Source organism: Clostridioides sp. ES-S-0190-01, from assembly GCF_020658275.1.
Taxonomy (GTDB): Bacteria; Bacillota; Clostridia; order Peptostreptococcales; family Peptostreptococcaceae; genus Clostridioides.
Window position 1 is genome coordinate 313646 of record NZ_JACVWA010000039.1, and the last position, 17009, is coordinate 330654.

18 protein-coding genes and 1 riboswitch are annotated in these 17009 nt (G+C 29.1%); of the genes, 3 read left to right on the forward strand and 15 right to left on the reverse strand.

Annotation, left to right across the window (positions count from 1 at the left end):
- Positions 1–4: 4 nt before the first annotated feature.
- From fapR to IC214_RS15415, 4 genes are all read right to left on the reverse strand, one after another.
- Positions 5–562 (reverse strand): transcription factor FapR, encoded by a 558-nt coding sequence (gene fapR / locus IC214_RS15400; protein WP_227434100.1) that lies wholly within the window; start codon positions 560–562, stop codon positions 5–7.
- A 201-nt stretch (positions 563–763) separates the two neighbouring features.
- Positions 764–940 carry a 50S ribosomal protein L32 gene (rpmF, locus tag IC214_RS15405; protein WP_003419113.1) on the reverse strand — a complete coding sequence of 59 codons (177 nt, stop codon included), beginning with the start codon at positions 938–940 and terminating at the stop codon, positions 764–766.
- Between the two features lie 24 nt (positions 941–964).
- Positions 965–1489 carry a YceD family protein gene (locus tag IC214_RS15410; protein ID WP_227434099.1) on the reverse strand — a complete coding sequence of 175 codons (525 nt, stop codon included), beginning with the start codon at positions 1487–1489 and terminating at the stop codon, positions 965–967.
- A 92-nt stretch (positions 1490–1581) separates the two neighbouring features.
- Positions 1582–2778 carry an acetate/propionate family kinase gene (locus IC214_RS15415; protein WP_227831242.1) on the reverse strand — a complete coding sequence of 399 codons (1197 nt, stop codon included), beginning with the start codon at positions 2776–2778 and terminating at the stop codon, positions 1582–1584.
- A 454-nt stretch (positions 2779–3232) separates the two neighbouring features.
- Between IC214_RS15415 and IC214_RS15420 the strand changes: the two genes are divergently transcribed.
- On the forward strand, positions 3233–4513 hold the full coding sequence (locus IC214_RS15420; RefSeq protein ID WP_227834664.1) for a nucleotidyltransferase: 1281 nt from the start codon (positions 3233–3235) through the stop codon (positions 4511–4513).
- Between the two features lie 304 nt (positions 4514–4817).
- On the opposite strand, the gene IC214_RS15425 is transcribed toward IC214_RS15420, so the two are convergent.
- The 5 genes from IC214_RS15425 to IC214_RS15445 all read right to left on the reverse strand — a co-directional run bounded on the left by IC214_RS15425 (position 4818) and on the right by IC214_RS15445 (position 10364).
- Entirely contained in the window at positions 4818–6209 is a 1392-nt protein-coding gene (locus tag IC214_RS15425) for an FAD-binding oxidoreductase (RefSeq protein WP_227836217.1), read from the reverse strand.
- 10 nt (positions 6210–6219) lie between these two features.
- A complete protein-coding gene (locus tag IC214_RS15430) occupies positions 6220–7440 on the reverse strand; it encodes an FAD-binding protein (RefSeq protein ID WP_227866793.1) in 1221 nt (406 codons plus the stop codon).
- 13 nt (positions 7441–7453) lie between these two features.
- A complete protein-coding gene (locus IC214_RS15435; RefSeq protein ID WP_227434094.1) occupies positions 7454–8242 on the reverse strand; it encodes an electron transfer flavoprotein subunit beta/FixA family protein in 789 nt (262 codons plus the stop codon).
- 16 nt (positions 8243–8258) lie between these two features.
- Positions 8259–9533, reverse strand: coding sequence for a nickel-dependent lactate racemase (gene larA / locus IC214_RS15440; protein WP_227866794.1), 1275 nt, complete (start codon positions 9531–9533; stop codon positions 8259–8261).
- A 117-nt stretch (positions 9534–9650) separates the two neighbouring features.
- Positions 9651–10364: a FadR/GntR family transcriptional regulator gene (locus IC214_RS15445; RefSeq protein WP_227482189.1), complete on the reverse strand. Its 714-nt coding sequence runs from the start codon at positions 10362–10364 to the stop codon at positions 9651–9653.
- A 124-nt stretch (positions 10365–10488) separates the two neighbouring features.
- Here IC214_RS15445 and IC214_RS15450 point away from each other — a divergent pair, with 124 nt between their 5' ends.
- Together IC214_RS15450 and IC214_RS15455 are read left to right on the forward strand one after the other, a co-directional pair.
- Positions 10489–11748 carry a sporulation integral membrane protein YlbJ gene (locus IC214_RS15450; RefSeq protein WP_227434091.1) on the forward strand — a complete coding sequence of 420 codons (1260 nt, stop codon included), beginning with the start codon at positions 10489–10491 and terminating at the stop codon, positions 11746–11748.
- A gap of 268 nt (positions 11749–12016) precedes the next feature.
- Positions 12017–12583 carry a tyrosine-type recombinase/integrase gene (locus tag IC214_RS15455; protein WP_227434090.1) on the forward strand — a complete coding sequence of 189 codons (567 nt, stop codon included), beginning with the start codon at positions 12017–12019 and terminating at the stop codon, positions 12581–12583.
- 131 nt (positions 12584–12714) lie between these two features.
- Here IC214_RS15455 and IC214_RS15460 read toward each other — a convergent pair whose 3' ends face one another.
- The 6 genes from IC214_RS15460 to rplU form a co-directional block, all read right to left on the reverse strand.
- Positions 12715–13917, reverse strand: a complete 1203-nt coding sequence (locus tag IC214_RS15460) for a homoserine dehydrogenase (protein ID WP_227434089.1) — start codon at positions 13915–13917, stop codon at positions 12715–12717.
- Between the two features lie 103 nt (positions 13918–14020).
- Positions 14021–14127: riboswitch (SAM riboswitch) on the reverse strand.
- 93 nt (positions 14128–14220) lie between these two features.
- A complete protein-coding gene (locus IC214_RS15465; protein WP_227434088.1) occupies positions 14221–14589 on the reverse strand; it encodes a YhbY family RNA-binding protein in 369 nt (122 codons plus the stop codon).
- Positions 14590–14618: 29 nt separating this feature from the next.
- A complete protein-coding gene (obgE, locus tag IC214_RS15470; protein WP_227866807.1) occupies positions 14619–15896 on the reverse strand; it encodes a GTPase ObgE in 1278 nt (425 codons plus the stop codon).
- 110 nt (positions 15897–16006) lie between these two features.
- Complete coding sequence (gene rpmA, locus IC214_RS15475; protein WP_003419086.1) at positions 16007–16297, reverse strand: 50S ribosomal protein L27; 291 nt, start codon at positions 16295–16297, stop codon at positions 16007–16009.
- A gap of 13 nt (positions 16298–16310) precedes the next feature.
- Complete coding sequence (locus IC214_RS15480) at positions 16311–16628, reverse strand: ribosomal-processing cysteine protease Prp (protein ID WP_227434086.1); 318 nt, start codon at positions 16626–16628, stop codon at positions 16311–16313.
- 14 nt (positions 16629–16642) lie between these two features.
- On the reverse strand, positions 16643–16954 hold the full coding sequence (gene rplU, locus IC214_RS15485; RefSeq protein ID WP_003419082.1) for a 50S ribosomal protein L21: 312 nt from the start codon (positions 16952–16954) through the stop codon (positions 16643–16645).
- Between the last annotated feature and the right edge of the window lie 55 nt (positions 16955–17009).

Below are 17009 nucleotides of genomic sequence, written 5' to 3' on the forward strand. Positions count from 1 at the left end.
CCTCCTAATCTAACTCTTCAAAGATAAACTTCCCTCTAAATATTTGCTCTTGGGCTTTATTGTTGATAACAACTTTTACATAATGCTTTTTGTCTATATTTCTATACACTTCTGCTTTTGCTATAAGTCTGTCTTGTTGTTCTATCAACTTAAAACATTTTACATTTGCAACTCTCATAATAACTTTAGGTGCATCTATTATAGCCATTGCTAATGAATCTGCTAGAGAAAATATATACGTATCTTTCAAAGTATTAGTTTTAGAGTAAATCATGTCCTCTGTAACTTCTAACATAGATATACCTAATTGCCCTACAGATAAATCAATGATTTCGCCTGTAATTTCCTTTACTCCTAAAGTCTTTACTTTTGAACTCTGAGTTTCTGCTATTGATTTGACTCTTTCTCTTAGCTCTGGTATGTTTAGACTCATTCTATCTAATCTTATTGTCTGTATACTAACATTAAACAAACTTGATAATTCTTCATCAGTATAAAAAGGATCAGTCTTTAGCATATCTATAAGCTCTTGTTGTCTTTGGGCTTTACTCTTCTTTTTCATGTTCCCTCCAAATTTTATAGCTGTAATTAGTACCAGCTACTAATAGTAGTATATAGTAACACACAAAAATTTTCAATACTTATATTATTATTTTTCTAATTTTTAATATGCATAAAATCCATTTATTTCTCTAGTAAATCATCTTTTTTATATGTACAAAAAAAACATGTAGAGTACACTCTACATGTTTTTTAGAAGCTATTACTTAGATACAACTTCTTTACCTTTATAATATCCACAGTCTGGACACACTCTATGTGGTAATTTTGGCTCATGACATTGTGGGCAACTTACAAATCCTGTTGCTTCCATCTTTGAGTTAGCTGCTCTTCTCATTTTTGTGTTTGATTTAGACGTTTTACGCTTTGGTACTGCCATTTACGCCACCTCCTTAGTCAAAATTTAATTAAATAAATCTTTTAATTTAGCAAAACGAGGATCTATGTATTCCTCATCGTTTGTAATTTCACTGCAAGAACATTCTTCTTTATTTAAGTTTGCTCCGCATCCTTGACAAAGACCTTTACAGTTTTCACTACAAAGAACTTTATGAGGCACATTAAAATCTAATGTCTGTTCTATTATATCAATAAGGTCGATTTCTTCACCATCAAATATAAAAGGATCAAACTCCTCAAATTCATCTTCATCATAATCTTCTTCTTTTACTAAAAAACCTTGTATAGAATACTCTAATGGTATTTCTACTTCTTTAAGACATCTTGAACAATTGTCAACAATTGTAAAATTAACATCTATATCTAGATACAAACCTTTATTAGTCTTTGATACTTTACCTTTTAAATTTACAGGTGATACTAATTTGTAAATCTCATCACAATAACTAATAGTATCAATTTTTTCACAAAAATTCAAGTCTATTTTGTCAGTTTCTTTTCTATTTATTTTTTCTATGCTAACTTTCATTAAGTTCACCTCAACATATCACCAAATTTATTATACAAATCTAGCATTTGTTTGTCAAGTATTTTTACTTGATAGGCATAAGTTTAATTAAATTATTTTACTAATCTTAATGTATCTCTAGCTATCATTAATTCTTCGTTAGTTGGTATTAAAAGCATTTTTACTTTAGAGTCAGCAGTAGATATTACTGTTTCTTTTCCTCTAACATCATTAGCTTCCTTATCTAGTTTCATTCCTAAGAACTCCATATTAGAAGCTATGTCTGCTCTTATAGCCTTTCCATTTTCACCTACACCAGCAGTAAATACTACAACATCTAATCCATTCATTTCAGCAGCATAAGCACCTATATACTTTTGTACTTTTTTAACATAAGCTTCTAATGTTGCTTGAGCTCTTTCATCTCCATTTTTAGCTGCATCTTCTATATCTCTGAAATCACTAGAAATTCCAGTCATTCCATATACTCCAGATTCCTTGTTCATTAATTTATCTAATCCATCAGCATCTAAACCTTCTTTTCTCATTAAGAAAGGTAGTATAGCAGGGTCTATATCTCCACATCTAGTTCCCATTATTAATCCTTCTAATGGAGTGAATCCCATAGATGTATCTATACATCTTCCACCATCAACAGCAGCTATAGAAGCACCATTTCCTAAGTGACAAGTTACTATTTTTAAGTCTTTTATATCTTTTCCTAACATCTCTGCTGCTTTTTGAGATACATAGTTATGAGAAGTTCCATGGAACCCATATCTTCTTACTCCATATTTAGTATATAATTCATGAGGTAAACCATATAAGTATGAAGATTTAGGCATTGTTTGATGGAAAGCAGTATCAAATACTCCTACCATTGGTACACCTGGAAGTATAGCCTTACAAGCATCAATTCCCATTATGTTTGCTGGATTATGAAGTGGAGCTAAATCTATACATTCTTTTAAAGCTTCTTCTACTTCTGGAGTTATTACTACTGAAGTTGCAAATTTTTCTCCAGCATGAACAACTCTATGCCCTACTGCATCTATTTCTTTCATTTCTTTAACTGCACCAAATTCTGGGTGAGCAACAGCTTCTAATACTAATGCTATTGCATCTTTATGGTCTTTCATTGGTTGTTCAACAATGTATTTATCATCTCTTCCTGCTTTTTCATGTTTAAGTATAGAACCTTCGATTCCTATTCTTTCAACTAATCCTATACATAAAACTTCTTCATTACTCATATCTATTAATTGATATTTTAATGAAGAACTCCCACAGTTTAATACTAATATTTTCATTATTATTTCCTCCTTAGATTTTTATAAATGATATGTAATCAATTTTGATTCATAATAAATGTCTAAAAACTTATATTTTATTATTTTGTCATAGATATATTATTGTATACATTAAACGATTTTCATAAATAATATATCACCTTTTAATATAAAAGTATATACTTTTTTTTATATTATATCATATTTCTACTATGGCAAATTGTGTGTTTTAATAACAATTTATTAACAAATTAACTTAATGTAGATTATTCTTTCCCATTTGCTATAATAATATAATATAAAGGCTTAATAAAGTTATTTTAATAACACTTAACTGATTTCTTATTATGTAGTATTTCTACATTTTAACAAATTTTTTTATGTTTTTTAGCTAGGTAATTAAAAATTTAAATTTTATACATATTATAATAAATTACAATATAGATAAAATAAACAAAGGAAAAAGGAGCATTTTATGAATATACTTGGATTAATAGTTGAATATAACCCATTTCATAATGGACATATCTATCATTTATCTAAATCTATAGAAAAAACAAATGCAACACATACAGTGGCAATCATGAGTGGAAACTTTCTTCAAAGAGGTGAGCCCGCTTTATTTGATAAATATACTAGAGCAAAAATTGCTGTCGAAAATGGTGTAGACTTAGTTATAGAATTACCAACTATGTTTGCTTGCCAAAGTGCCGAAATTTTTTCTCATGGTGCCATCACAATTTTAAATTCTCTAAACTGCATAAGTTCTGTATGTTTTGGTAGTGAAGAGGGAAACACAGATATTCTTTATAGTATTGCAGAGATTTTAGCAAATGAGCCAAAAGAATTTAAATTACTTTTAAAAAAATATTTAGATGATGGTATGTTATTTCCAGTGGCTAGAGCTAATTCACTTTTTGATTATATACACCAATATGAAAACAACGACTTATCTCAAAAAACTACAAAAGAACAATTATTAAAAATATTAAATTCATCAAATAATATACTTGGTATAGAATATATAAAAAATCTTATCAATTTAAACAGCAATATAAAGCCATTTACTATTTCCAGAGTTCAGTCAGAGTACAACTCTAAAGAAATTAATAATAGTATTTGCTCTGCTACTGCTATAAGAACTTCACTTAAGGAAAATTGTAATATCTCTCAATTAAAAAAAGTTATTCCAGAAAAAACTTATAGTATATTAAACGAAAAAATAGATAATAAATTTTTTCCTATGTTTGATGAATTATTTTTTGATACTTTAAAGACAATCATACTTAGGGACATATCCAATTTAAAGGATTATTTTGAAGTAAATGAAGGTATAGAAAATAAAATTTACAAAGATATTTTTACATCTAATTCTTTATACGAATTACAATTATCAATTAAATCTAAGAGATATACTTTAACTAAAATCAAGAGAACTTTAAATAATATATTGTTAGGCATAAAAAAAAGCGATATTCACCTTGTAAAAGATATAGATATTGTTCCTTATATAAGAATACTTGCTTTTAATGACAAAGGTAGAGAAGTTCTAAAAGAGATAAAAAATAAATCTAACATAGACATAATAAATAAATTTTCAAATATATCATTTTCATTAGATGATGCTATTTTTAAAACACTTATAAGTTATGATATAAAATCTACAAATATATACAACTCAGTATATTATAGAAATAATCAAGATTTAGTAAAAGGTCCTATGGACTTTTACACTCGTCCAATATATGTAAAATAAGTTTTTTAAATAACCTTATCAATTTTAAATAACCTCATTAAATTAATAAGATGTATTTATAATTACAAATATTTTTTATAGATAAAATACGCTTCACATGTGTATTCATATTTTTAGGATGGTAACACCAACTTAACTTAAATAATATTTCATATTTCTAAAGTTAAATAAACATTGCCATCCTAAAATCTTTATAAATAATATTAATATTTACAAATACTATTAACATTAAAAAGTAAATTTAAGTTATTAAATTTAAACCTGTTTTTTATAACTTTTATGTTTAAAAATAACATTTATATATTTAATATATTTTTCCTGGATTTAAAATATTTTTAGGGTCAAAAGCTATTTTTATATTTTTAATTAACATCATATAGGCATCTGATTTTGATTCATGTAAATACTCTTTTTTTGCATATCCTATACCATGTTCACCTGAGACTTGACCATTAAGTTCTCTAGATTTTTTATACATACAGTCAAAAGCTTCTTTTAATCTTACTTTCCAAGTATGTTCATCCATACTATCTTTTAATATATATATGTGTAGATTTCCATCACCTGCATGACCAAAACTTTTTATTCTTATTTTTAACTCATCTTGAAGCTCATGAGTATATCTTATAAACTCTGCTACCTTGTCTCTTGGTACAACGACATCACATTCATCCATTTCTGTTGTAGATGCCTTTATAGCTTCTAAGAAAGCACCTCTGGCTGACCATATGGAATCATTTCTTTCTTGCGTATCTGATATAAATACATCTAATGCTCCATTTTCTAAACACAGATTAGCAACTTTTTCATATTCTTTTTCAATTTCTTCAATACTATTTCCATCAAACGTAAGTAGAAGATAAGCATCTGATGTATTATCTGGAAACTTTTTACCTAAAAATTCTTCCGCAGCCAATATTACATCTCTCTCCATAAATTCTATGGCTGTTGGTATTGATTTCGATTTTATTATTTTAGGAACAGTTTCTATTGCCATTGATAAATTTAGAAAAGGTATAAGTAAACTTACACTTTTCTTTGGTAAAGGAAGCAATTTTAATATCGCTTTTGTAACTATTCCTAAAGTTCCTTCTGAACCTATTAATAAATCTTTTATACTATATCCAGAACTATTTTTAACTACTTTTCCCCCTATATTTATAACTTCTCCATTTGGTAATACTACTTCAAGACCTCTAACATAATCTCTTGTAACACCATATTTTACTGCTCTCATTCCACCTGCATTAGTATTTATATTACCTGCTATTGTAGCACTCTTCTCACCTGGGTCAGGTGGATAAAATAAGTCTCTCTCTTGAACATATTGACCTATTGTCATAAGCAAAACTCCTGGTTCTACTGTCAATGTTAGATTTTCATAATCAACCTCAAGTATTTTATTCATTTTACATAGATTAATCATTATTCCACCATTTATGGCAACAGCAGCTCCTACAAGACCAGTTCCTTGTCCTCTTGGCGTAACTGGTATATTGTTTTCATATGCATATTTCATTATTTTAGATACTTGCTCGGTTTCAATCACATTTACTAAAACCTCAGGATATTTTTCTATTCCTCCAAGTTCATCATGTGAAAAATCTTCATTTATATCACTTCCAACTACTACATTTTCATCTCCACAAATATCTATTAAAAAATCTATATCTTTTTTATCAATTGATTTATACATCTCTATCCCCCTATTCAGCTGCTGATGCCACATATATTTGCTTATCATTTTTATTATTTTCTATTTTTTTTATCAATTTAGGAATAATATCATAAATATCTCCTATTAAAGCTAAGTGTGCTACATCAAGTATAGATGCCTTATCATCTTTATTTATAGCTACTATATAATCAGCTCCTTGCATTCCTGCAACAAATTGAACAGCTCCAGATACACCACAAGTTATTATTAATTTAGGCTTTACAGTTCTACCACTAAGACCTATTTGTTTTTTAGCATCTATCCAACCTGCTTCTATAATTGGTCTTGTTCCTGCTACTTGAGCATTTAACTTGTCAGCTAATTTATATATCATATCCATATCTTCCTGTTTCTTTATTGCTCTACTTGCAACTACTATTACTTCTGCTTCTTCAAGACCAACTTCTTTATTTTTTTCTTTTACACTTAGTACTTTAATCTTAGATTTTAATTCTTTTTTTTCTATTTCACATAAAGTTATTTTCCCTGTAGCATTTTCTACCTTTTCTGGAGCTGAAAATATTTTATATCTTACAGTGGCAAATTGAGGTCTATTATTGGGTGTATTTATGTGAGCCATTATATTTCCACCAAATGCTGGTCTTATCTGGTCTAAATCAGTGTTTGATTGCACATCAAGTATTGTACAATCTGCTGTAAGCCCTGTTTTAAATCTAGCAGCAAGCCTTGGAGCTAATGACCTACCTAATGTAGTTCCACCAACCAACATTATTGTTGGTTTTATTTTATTTATAAAGTTTTCTATTGCCTTTGCATATGGTTCTATCCTAAATTCTTTAAATTCATCTTCATCGTATACAAATACTTCATCAATACCATAGGAGATAAGATTCTTACATTTATCTTTTATATCTTTTCCTACAAATACACAATATACAGGTTGCTTTATTTTTGATGCCATTTTGCGAGCTTTTCCTATAAGTTCATATGTTACAGGATGTATATTTCCATTATGATGTTCTACATATACTGCCACTCCCTTCCATTCATCCTTATTTATTTTTGCTTTATTACTTTCTATAAATTCAAATGCACCTTTGGGTCCACTTTTGACACACAATTTGCACATCTTACAGCCAGCACTTATTTCTACCTTACCTGATTTTTCTTCTATAGCACCAAAAGGACAAATTTCTAGTACTCTTTTTAAATCAGTTATTTTATCTTGATTTACAACTATTTTTGACATTTCTTCTTCCCCCTTAGACTAATTTTAATTCCTCTAATTTATTTATAAGCACAGAACTTAACTCTTCTGGATTTCCTCTCATAATATTTTTATCTGTATTTGGCTTAGGAGGAAATATTCTTACAACTTGAGTAGGGGAACCATTTAATCCATAATTATCTTCGTCCTTATCTTCAAAATCATCTAAACTGTACACAGGTATTTTTCTTTCTTTAGTTTCTAACTTTAACTTAAATGAAGGCAATCTTGGTTGAAAAATATCTTTTTCTACTGTTATCAAACAAGGATACTCAATTTCACATACTTGTAAATCATTTGGCATATCTATTTCAACAACTATGCTTTTCTCTTTGATTTCAATTAATTTTGTAACATTAGTTACATGAGGTATATCTAAAAACTCGGCTACTTCAGGTCCAACCTGCGCTGTATCACCATCAGTAGTTTGTTTTCCACAAATTATTAAGTCTACTCTACCCATTTTTTTAATACCTTGCGATATAGTGTAAGAAGTTGCCAAGACATCTGCCCCTCCAAATCTTCTATCGCTTATTAAAGCTCCTTCATCTGCCCCCATCATAAAACTCTCTTCTATTACCTTCTTTGCTTGCGGAGGACCCATAGTAAGTACTTTTAAATTAGCTTTTATGTCGTTTTTTATTCTAAGTGCTGTTTCTAAAGCATATAAATCATAAGGATTCATTTTTGAATCTACTCCATCTCTTTTCAATACACCTGTGGATTCATCAACCTCTACTGTGGTTGTTCCAGGTACTTGTTTAATACATGTCAAAATTTCCATAAACTACACCCCTTTTTTATTTAACTATCACTGATACTCCATCAGGTATAACTGTAACTTTACTATCTTCACCGACTATATTAGTAGCCATCTCTAAAGCATCCTTAAAATAAAATGCATGTTTCATATGCATTTTATTTATCATTTCAGGACTACACTTATCTGTTACCATTATTACAGTATACTTAGATAGTATTCTTGCTAATATTTGAAATTCCCATTGGTCTGGAATTGTATCACATCTGTCAACACTTCTAATTTTTTCTAAAAGTTTTTTTGGAGAATCTGCATTTGCTACATTTTCATAAAAGGATTGACCTCCATGACCATCATTACATGCTGCAATCATTATTATTACTCCACCTTCTTTACAGGTAGCCTCTGCTGCTGTCATACCCTTAACTGCTTGATAAATATTTTGGTCTAATGGGTATCCACCATTTGTACTCACTACAATATCAGACTTTATGGAATTTACTTTTGAGAGTTCTGTTACAAATTCACAACCTCGGGTATGTGCTTTTTCGACATCACCAGCAAATGATGCTATTACTTTTTTCTCTTTATCTATTACAACATTCAATATAAATGCTAGTTTGGCAACCTTAGCTGCATATACCATATCTTCATGAATAGGATTATTTTTTAATTTTCCAGTTCTCGAATTGTCACTATCTATAAAATCACTACAATGGTTATACATTATAGTCTTTGCAGAGGCTATTCCTGGAAGTACACTTTTTCTTCCTCCTGAGAAACCTGCAAAAAAGTGTGGTTCTATAAAACCTTCTGCGATTAAAAGTTCTGCATCATATGCAAGTTTATTTATATATAAATCCCCACCTGAAGGTAATACACCCACCTTGCACATAGCTTCATCATCAGTAGATATATGCATGATTATTTCTTCATTATCTACAATTTCTTCTCCCATCTTATAAACTAATTCTTCTCTTGTACTTGGCCTATGAAAACCAGTTGCTATTATAATTTTCACATCAATTTTAGGATTAGCTTTCCTAATTCTTCTTAAAAGAATTGGCATAGTTACTTTACTTGGAACAGGTCTTGTATGGTCACTTGTAATTATGACTACATTCTTTTTTCCTTTAACTAACTCTTCCAATGATAAAGAGCCTATTGGATTATTCATAGATTCTTCAACTATTTCTTCTTGTGTCTTATGTTCTACATAATTATCCGATTTTGATTCCAAGACACCAAGAAAACGTTTGTTAGGTATTTCTAAAATCATTCCTTGCTTTGAATAAGGTACTTTTAACTTTACCATCTTTAATCTCCCATTATAATAAACTATAAAATTGGTATGTGGTCATACCAGTTTTACATTTATATAATAGTACCATTATCTTCTATTTGCAAGAATAATTTATTTTATAACAAACTTTTAATTTTCATTTTTTCTGTAGTTTTTACTTATAAATCTCATATGCTCTTTCGCTTTTTCATGTGCAAGTTCAGTATTGTTTTCTATAACTGCCTTATATATAGCTTCATGTTGCTTAAGCAAGATAGTTTCATTTAAAGGTTCTGCAATTATCTTCTCTCTTGCATCCTCTATAAATCCATCAAACAATTTTGAGGCTGTTATAAAAAGACTTTGAATTAAATAATTTTTACTTATTGTAGCCAATTTGCTGTGAAATTTTTGATCTAATAAAACCAAAATTTGATTATTATCTTTTTTATTGGTTTCTATTCTCATTTCATCTATTATACTTTTTAATTCTATAGATTCAGAAGAAGTTATTCTCTTTGAAGCAAGTTTTGCAATCTCAATTTCTAAAATTATTCTAAGCTCTAGTATGTCTTCAAGTGTACCATTATTCAGTTTAAAAATCATAGATAAAGGTTCTATTAAAGTTTTTTCTATATTTGTGCATATAAAATTACCCTCACCTTGTCTACTTTCTATCACACCCATAGTTTCTAAAACCCTGATAGCTTCTCTAATAGAGGTTCTACTTACATTCATTTGTTCAGATAATTCTCTTTCAGATAGTAGTTTATCACCCTTTTTTAACTCTCCATTTAATATTTTATATTGAATTTGCTCAATTACTTGTTCATAAACTTTTTTACTAGCTATACTATTAAACATTTTTTCCTCCCATGTAGTAGTCGTTGTTATAATATATATCTATTATATATCTTAAGCCATTACATTCATATATTTTTGTTACTTTTAATATAATATCTTATAACTCAAATTTACAGGTGATATTATGAAAAAAAATAAAATTATTGGTTTTTTCGCTCCAGCTATCATAGTTGGGGTTCTAGTTTTAGGCATTATCTTATACCCAAATGAAGCTATAAAATCTGCAAGAGAGGGTTTTTCCATATGGTCTAATGTTCTAGTCCCATCGCTACTCCCTTTTATAATTGGTGCAAACCTAATTGTTGATTTAAAAATAGTAGATATTATAGGGTTTATTATTAATCCCATAACTAGACTTGTGTTTAATGTATCAGGAAAAAGTGCTTTAGCTTTTGCAATATCAGCAGTATCTGGTTATCCAGTGGGAGCAAGTCTAGCTTCTGAATTTAGAAGCAATAAACAGATTTCTAAGCATGAAGCTCAAAGACTGGTATCTTTTTGTTCTACATCAGGACCTTTATTTATAATAGGCTCAGTTGGTACAGGTATGTTTCAAAATTCAAATTTAGGTTACTTGATGATTTTATGCCATTACTTGGGAACTATATTGGTTGGTCTTTTTTTCAGAAATTATGGAAATGAAAATCTTCCAAAGACAAAATTAGATTTAAAAACAAACATAAAAAACATAATTAATATTAGAAGTTCTAGTGGTAATGGTTTTTTTGTTCTATTTGGAAATGCTGTCTTTAATGGAGTAAATACATTACTTACAGTTGGTGGATTTGTAATTGTTTTTTCGGTAGTATTTAAAATACTATCACTATTTAATGTAATCTCTTTAATAGCATCAGTTATATATTTACCACTTTCACTTTTAGGTGTCAATAAGGAGCTCTGTCAAGCATTTGTAAGCGGTCTATTTGAAATCACAATTGGTTGTAATAAGGTATCTAGTATAACAAGTGCCCCAGAAATCCTAAGAGCATCTTTGGCTAGTTTTCTGATAGGATTTAGCGGATTGTCCATACTAGCTCAATGTTGTACATTTTTATCAAAAACAGATATAGACTTAAAATTATACATATTAAGTAAGTTTGCACATGGACTTTTAGCAGGTTTATTTATTTTTATACTTTATCCTATTGCAAACTCTACTGTATTAGTTTCTAGCTTTGCTGATACATATAATGTTATATATAATAACTTAATTTGGTTCTATTATCTTAGCTATTATGACACTATTCTTCAAATTGTAATAATAATCTACTTAATTTCAGCTTTATTTGTTGCTAAAAAACACATGAGAAATTTATCTACAAGTGGAAAATTAATTAGATATAAAAATACTTTTTTTATAAAAAACTTATTTCGAAAAAAATAAAATGTATAAAAATTAACTAAATGCTTCCATTTTCTAATTATATTTGTCATAATCTTAATAACCTTTTTAATTACTTTATCAGCATAGTTATTTCATCACAATTTTGATAATTTTTTATAACAATATTTTTCAAAAATTCTCCTTAATCACATATAGCACACTTATATAAAGTAATTGGTATATTTTTCCAATATATAATATTTCATTTATATTATATAATAAATACCGACCTAAACTTATCAAATCAAACTAAGAGGAGTGGTTGAAAATGGCAACAAGACCTATAGAAATAGACGAATATAAAAAGATAATGGAACTACTACATACGGGCTTTATTTATAGTGAAAATGGCGTTGAAAAAAGATTTAGAAAGAATCCTAAGGTTGCATTAGCACTAATGTTAGAAGCTAATTTAGGTCTAAGAATATCAGATATTTTAAGATTAAAAATAGGTAATTTTAAAGGTAATATGTTGGAAATAAATGAAAAAAAGACAGGTAAACTACAGTATAGACCTGTTAACAAAAATATAATTGAATCTATAAATGAACATGCAAGAAAGTATAATCTTAAATCAGATGACTACTTAGTAAATATAAAGACAAAAGCTATCCAGAAACAATTGAGAATAATTTGTAAATACTTAAATTTGTATAACATAAGCACACATAGCTTTAGAAAGCTCTATGCTACTACTCAATTTGAAAAGAGTAACAATAACTTAGAATTAGTTAAGGAACTCTTAAACCATAGCTCTGTAGCCACTACACAGCGATATATAAGGGTAACTCAGCAAGCTATTAACGAGGCGAGTGAAAATTTTTTTATTGAATAAGTAAAATGTTATAATCTATCTATTTTTCTATTATCTTATTAAGTCACCAGCTGTTAAAAAGGTGAAGAAAAACAAAATAAACTTTTTGTTTTTCTTCACCTTTAAATTTTTACAGTCATTACATAGATATTTTAATCTACTTTTAATAGTTTTTTAACTGACTTACTATATTCATTTCTCTTTACATCTTCTAAGAACCTATCAATTTCATGTTCTGATTTTGCATTTATAAAAATAGCAAATTCTTCTTCATCTATAATATTATAGCTATCTACATATTTATCTAAACATTTTAAAATTCCATCTTTATTATATTCACTAAATCTAACTACTGCACTACATTCATCTTCTATAAGCCCACTCAAATCCAATTTACCTTTTGAAAAAGACTTTATATTTGAACTCCTATTATCTATTATATCTATGATATCAGCATAAACAGCACTTCCTGTTGCACCTCTTCCAGCACCCTTACCTACAAAAGAAAGTTCTCCTACAGAATCTCCCACTATAATTACTACATTAAACTCATTATCTATTTTAGACAGCATATTATCATTATCCACCAATGCAGGTCTAACAAATCCACTTACTTCTCCCAATTCATATTTACTTCTAGCAACTAATTTTATCTTACAATTTAATTTCTTAGCATATTCTATATCCTTTTCATCTATTGAAGTTATTCCTTCTAATAACAAATCTTTCCAATACACTATTTTCCCATAAGATAAAGTAGATAATATAGATAGTTTTCTAGCACTATCATATCCTAATACATCTGCATCTGGATTAACTTCTGCAAATCCTAGTTCTTGTGCTTGTTTTAAAGCTACATCATATGGTAAATTTTCATCATACATCTTTGATAATATAAAGTTGCATGTTCCATTTAAAATAGCATTTATACTTTTTATATTATTACCTTCTAATGATTCTATTAATGGCTTTAAAACTGGAATACCACCTGCTACTGATGCTTCAAATTTAATGCTAACATCATTTAAGTTAGCCAGCTCTATAAGGTCACTACCTCTTTCAGCTAATAAATCTTTATTTGCTGTTACTACATGTATTTTTTTATTTAGAGCTCTTGTTACATAATCAAGAGCTGGATTTAGTCCTCCAATTACTTCAACTAATATATCAACATCTTTGTTAAATATATCTTCTATATCTGTTGTTACCTTATCAAAATATCTCTTTGATTTATGTTTCTCTTTATTTTTAACTAAAATTCCAGCTATTTCTATTTCTCTTTTTAAAGTATTATTCTCTATTAAATCTATTAATCCACTTCCTACTGTTCCATACCCTAGTATTCCTATCTTCACTGTTACATACCCCCATCACTTTTGATTATATTAATTTATTTATATATATAAATATGCCAATTAAAAAAGCTTGAGTATAAACTCAAGCCATATGACGGGTTTATACTCATCTTTCAGCGTAATTGCTGCAGGATTTAGCACCAATGTATATTAAAATATACTGGTTGCCGGGCTTCATAGGGCCAGTCCCTCTGCCTCTCTTGATAAGATTGCTAATTTAAATTTATTGTTAATAGTATAATACAATTTTTCCCAATTGTCACTATATTTTTTAACTTATTTCTTCTAAAATAATCTAATTAATTATCTAACTGCTCTTTTAGTTGGTTTACCTTTTTTTGTAACATTGTTATTTTTTACCTTAGCTTTTGCCTGTTCATGACCTGGAAAAAGTATCTTGGGCTCATCAATATTTCTCTTGTAAATAGTAAACTTAAAACCAATAGCTTGAACAAACTCTGCTCTTAAAGCTTCACATACTGCATTAGCAGTTTCTTTAGCATCAAGACCTGCATTTTCTAGTATAGTAACCTTTACTAGTTCTCTAACTCTTAGCATATCCTCTAATTGCTCTAAAAAGCTTTCTGTAACGCCTTCCTTACCAATTTGTGTAGTAGGCTTTAAAGTATTTGCTAAAGATCTTAAATATGCTCTTTGCTTTCCTTTTAACATATTATCACCTCTATAATTCTATATCAAAATTAATTGTAAAATTCAAATTCCAATTCGTAAATTCTAACTACATCCCCATCTTCAATTCTCATCTCTCTAAGCCTATCAAATACACCTTGACTTTCCATAGCTTTTTGGAAATATTGAAGTGATTCCATATCATCAAAATTTACAGAATACATTATTCTTCTAAGTGCCTTACCTGTAACTACATATACACCATCTTCAACATCTATGTTCAATCCTTCTTCTGTTCCAATATCAAGTTCTGGTCTATACATTTCTTCTTCTGAAACTAATTCCACATCTTCTACTTCTTTTAACATTTTAGAAACGTAGGCAATTACATCATCTATTCCTTGACGAGTTGCTGCAGACATCTTAAATACTGTATATCCTCTACCTTCTAATTCGTCCTTAAATTTTTCAAATTGGCTTTCATCTTCCAATATATCAAATTTATTTGCAACTACAACCTGAGGTCTTGTTGAAAGCTTCTCATTATATAATTTAAGTTCATCATTTATTTTGTCAAAATCCTCAATTGGGTCTCTACCTTCCAGTCCAGATATATCTACAATATGTATCAATACCTTAGTTCTCTCAACATGTCTTAAGAATTCATGACCTAATCCTATACCTTCAGAAGCACCCTCTATAATTCCAGGTATATCAGCAAGTACAAAACTATCTCCAAACTTAGTTTGAACAACACCTAAATTTGGTGTCAATGTTGTAAAATGATAGTTTGCAATTTTGGGCTTAGCTTTGGTTACAACTGATAAAAATGTTGACTTACCTACATTTGGAAATCCTAAAAGACCTACATCTGCTATCATTTTAAGTTCAAGAGTTATCCATCTTTCTTCTCCATCTGTACCAGACTTTGCAAAAGCTGGAGCTTGTCTTACTGCATTTGCAAAGTGTTGATTACCTTTACCACCTATACCACCTTTTGCAACTACTGCTGTATCTCCTTCTTTCTTTAAATCTGCTAGTACAAGACCTGTAGCTTCATCTCTTATTACTGTACCTGCTGGTACTTTTAATATTAAGCTTTCTCCATTTTTACCAGCCCTTTTACCTTTGCTACCGTCGCCACCGTGTTGAGCTTGATATTTTTTCTGGTATTTAAAGTCCATTAATGTTCTAAGACCTAAATCAACTTCAAATATGATGCTCGCTCCACGACCACCATCTCCACCATCTGGCCCACCAGCTGGAACATATTTTTCTTTTCTAAATGCTACCGAACCATTTCCACCATTTCCAGCTTTTACAAATATTCTCGCTTTATCTATAAACAAATTCTTCACCTACTTAATTAAAAACTTTTAATTAGCTTTACCAAAAATACTATTATAAATTCATCAGTATTATAAGAAAAAGGAGTGCATCAACACTCCTTTTATGTATATTACTCAGCTATTGCTACTGGATATATACTAACTTTTTTTCTCTTCTTGTCTTTTCTTTCGAATTTAACAGTACCATCAACTAATGCAAATAAAGTATCATCGCTACCTTTTCCAACATTAGTTCCTGGATGTATTTTAGTTCCTCTTTGTCTAACTATTATACTTCCAGCAGTTACTAATTGCCCATCGAATCTCTTAACACCTAATCTTTTAGATATAGAATCTCTACCATTTTTAGAAGAACCTACCCCTTTTTTAGATGCTAATAATTGTAAATTCATGTTTAACATATGGAGTCACCCCCTACTTTTTTAAAATTTTTATATTTTTTGGGTATTCCCGTTTAATTTCTTCAACCGCTAATTGAAAGTGATTTAGTAATAACTGTGCATCTTTTAGATATGCATCTTTAACTATACATTCTATATGCCCTTCTTCTCCTACTACCTTTTCAAATTCAATCTTTTGTAACTTGTCTAAAGAGTTTATAACTGCAATAGCATTAGACGTAACTGCAGAACAGACTATATCATAGCCTATTTCAGCAAAATCAGCATGTCCCTTTAAACAAAAACCTTGCAACAAGAAATCATCATTATAATAATATTTAACCTTTATCATAACTAGTCCAATAATTAAGCGTTGATTTTCTCTACAACTATCTTAGTATATGATTGACGATGTCCTTGTTTTCTTCTGTAATCTTTTTTTGCTTTATACTTGAAAACTATAACTTTCTTAGCTTTACCTTGTTCAACAACTTTTGCTTGAACAGATGCTCCTTCTACTACTGGAGAACCTAATTTTAATTCTCCATCTTTAGAGCAAGCTAATACTTCGTTTAAAGTAACAACATCACCTGCGTTAGCTTCTAACTTTTCAACGAATAATACATCACCTTCAGAAACTTTATATTGCTTTCCACCAGTCTTTACTATAGCGTACATTAAATACACCTCCTCGGTCTCAAACTCGCCAGTACAAGGTACTTCATTAGAAGAT

Bases quoted from the DNA above. Each gene is read 5' to 3' on its own strand.
- fapR (WP_227434100.1), bottom strand. From the start codon at position 562: ATGAAAAAGAAGAGTAAAGCCCAAAGACAACAAGAGCTTATAGATATG.
- rpmF (WP_003419113.1), bottom strand. From the start codon at position 940: ATGGCAGTACCAAAGCGTAAAACGTCTAAATCAAACACAAAAATGAGA.
- IC214_RS15410 (WP_227434099.1), bottom strand. From the start codon at position 1,489: ATGAAAGTTAGCATAGAAAAAATAAATAGAAAAGAAACTGACAAAATA.
- IC214_RS15415 (WP_227831242.1), bottom strand. From the start codon at position 2,778: ATGAAAATATTAGTATTAAACTGTGGGAGTTCTTCATTAAAATATCAA.
- IC214_RS15420 (WP_227834664.1), top strand. From the start codon at position 3,233: ATGAATATACTTGGATTAATAGTTGAATATAACCCATTTCATAATGGA.
- IC214_RS15425 (WP_227836217.1), bottom strand. From the start codon at position 6,209: ATGTATAAATCAATTGATAAAAAAGATATAGATTTTTTAATAGATATT.
- IC214_RS15430 (WP_227866793.1), bottom strand. From the start codon at position 7,440: ATGTCAAAAATAGTTGTAAATCAAGATAAAATAACTGATTTAAAAAGA.
- IC214_RS15435 (WP_227434094.1), bottom strand. From the start codon at position 8,242: ATGGAAATTTTGACATGTATTAAACAAGTACCTGGAACAACCACAGTA.
- larA (WP_227866794.1), bottom strand. From the start codon at position 9,533: ATGGTAAAGTTAAAAGTACCTTATTCAAAGCAAGGAATGATTTTAGAA.
- IC214_RS15445 (WP_227482189.1), bottom strand. From the start codon at position 10,364: ATGTTTAATAGTATAGCTAGTAAAAAAGTTTATGAACAAGTAATTGAG.
- IC214_RS15450 (WP_227434091.1), top strand. From the start codon at position 10,489: ATGAAAAAAAATAAAATTATTGGTTTTTTCGCTCCAGCTATCATAGTT.
- IC214_RS15455 (WP_227434090.1), top strand. From the start codon at position 12,017: ATGGCAACAAGACCTATAGAAATAGACGAATATAAAAAGATAATGGAA.
- IC214_RS15465 (WP_227434088.1), bottom strand. From the start codon at position 14,589: ATGTTAAAAGGAAAGCAAAGAGCATATTTAAGATCTTTAGCAAATACT.
- rpmA (WP_003419086.1), bottom strand. From the start codon at position 16,297: ATGTTAAACATGAATTTACAATTATTAGCATCTAAAAAAGGGGTAGGT.
- IC214_RS15480 (WP_227434086.1), bottom strand. From the start codon at position 16,628: ATGATAAAGGTTAAATATTATTATAATGATGATTTCTTGTTGCAAGGT.
- rplU (WP_003419082.1), bottom strand. From the start codon at position 16,954: ATGTACGCTATAGTAAAGACTGGTGGAAAGCAATATAAAGTTTCTGAA.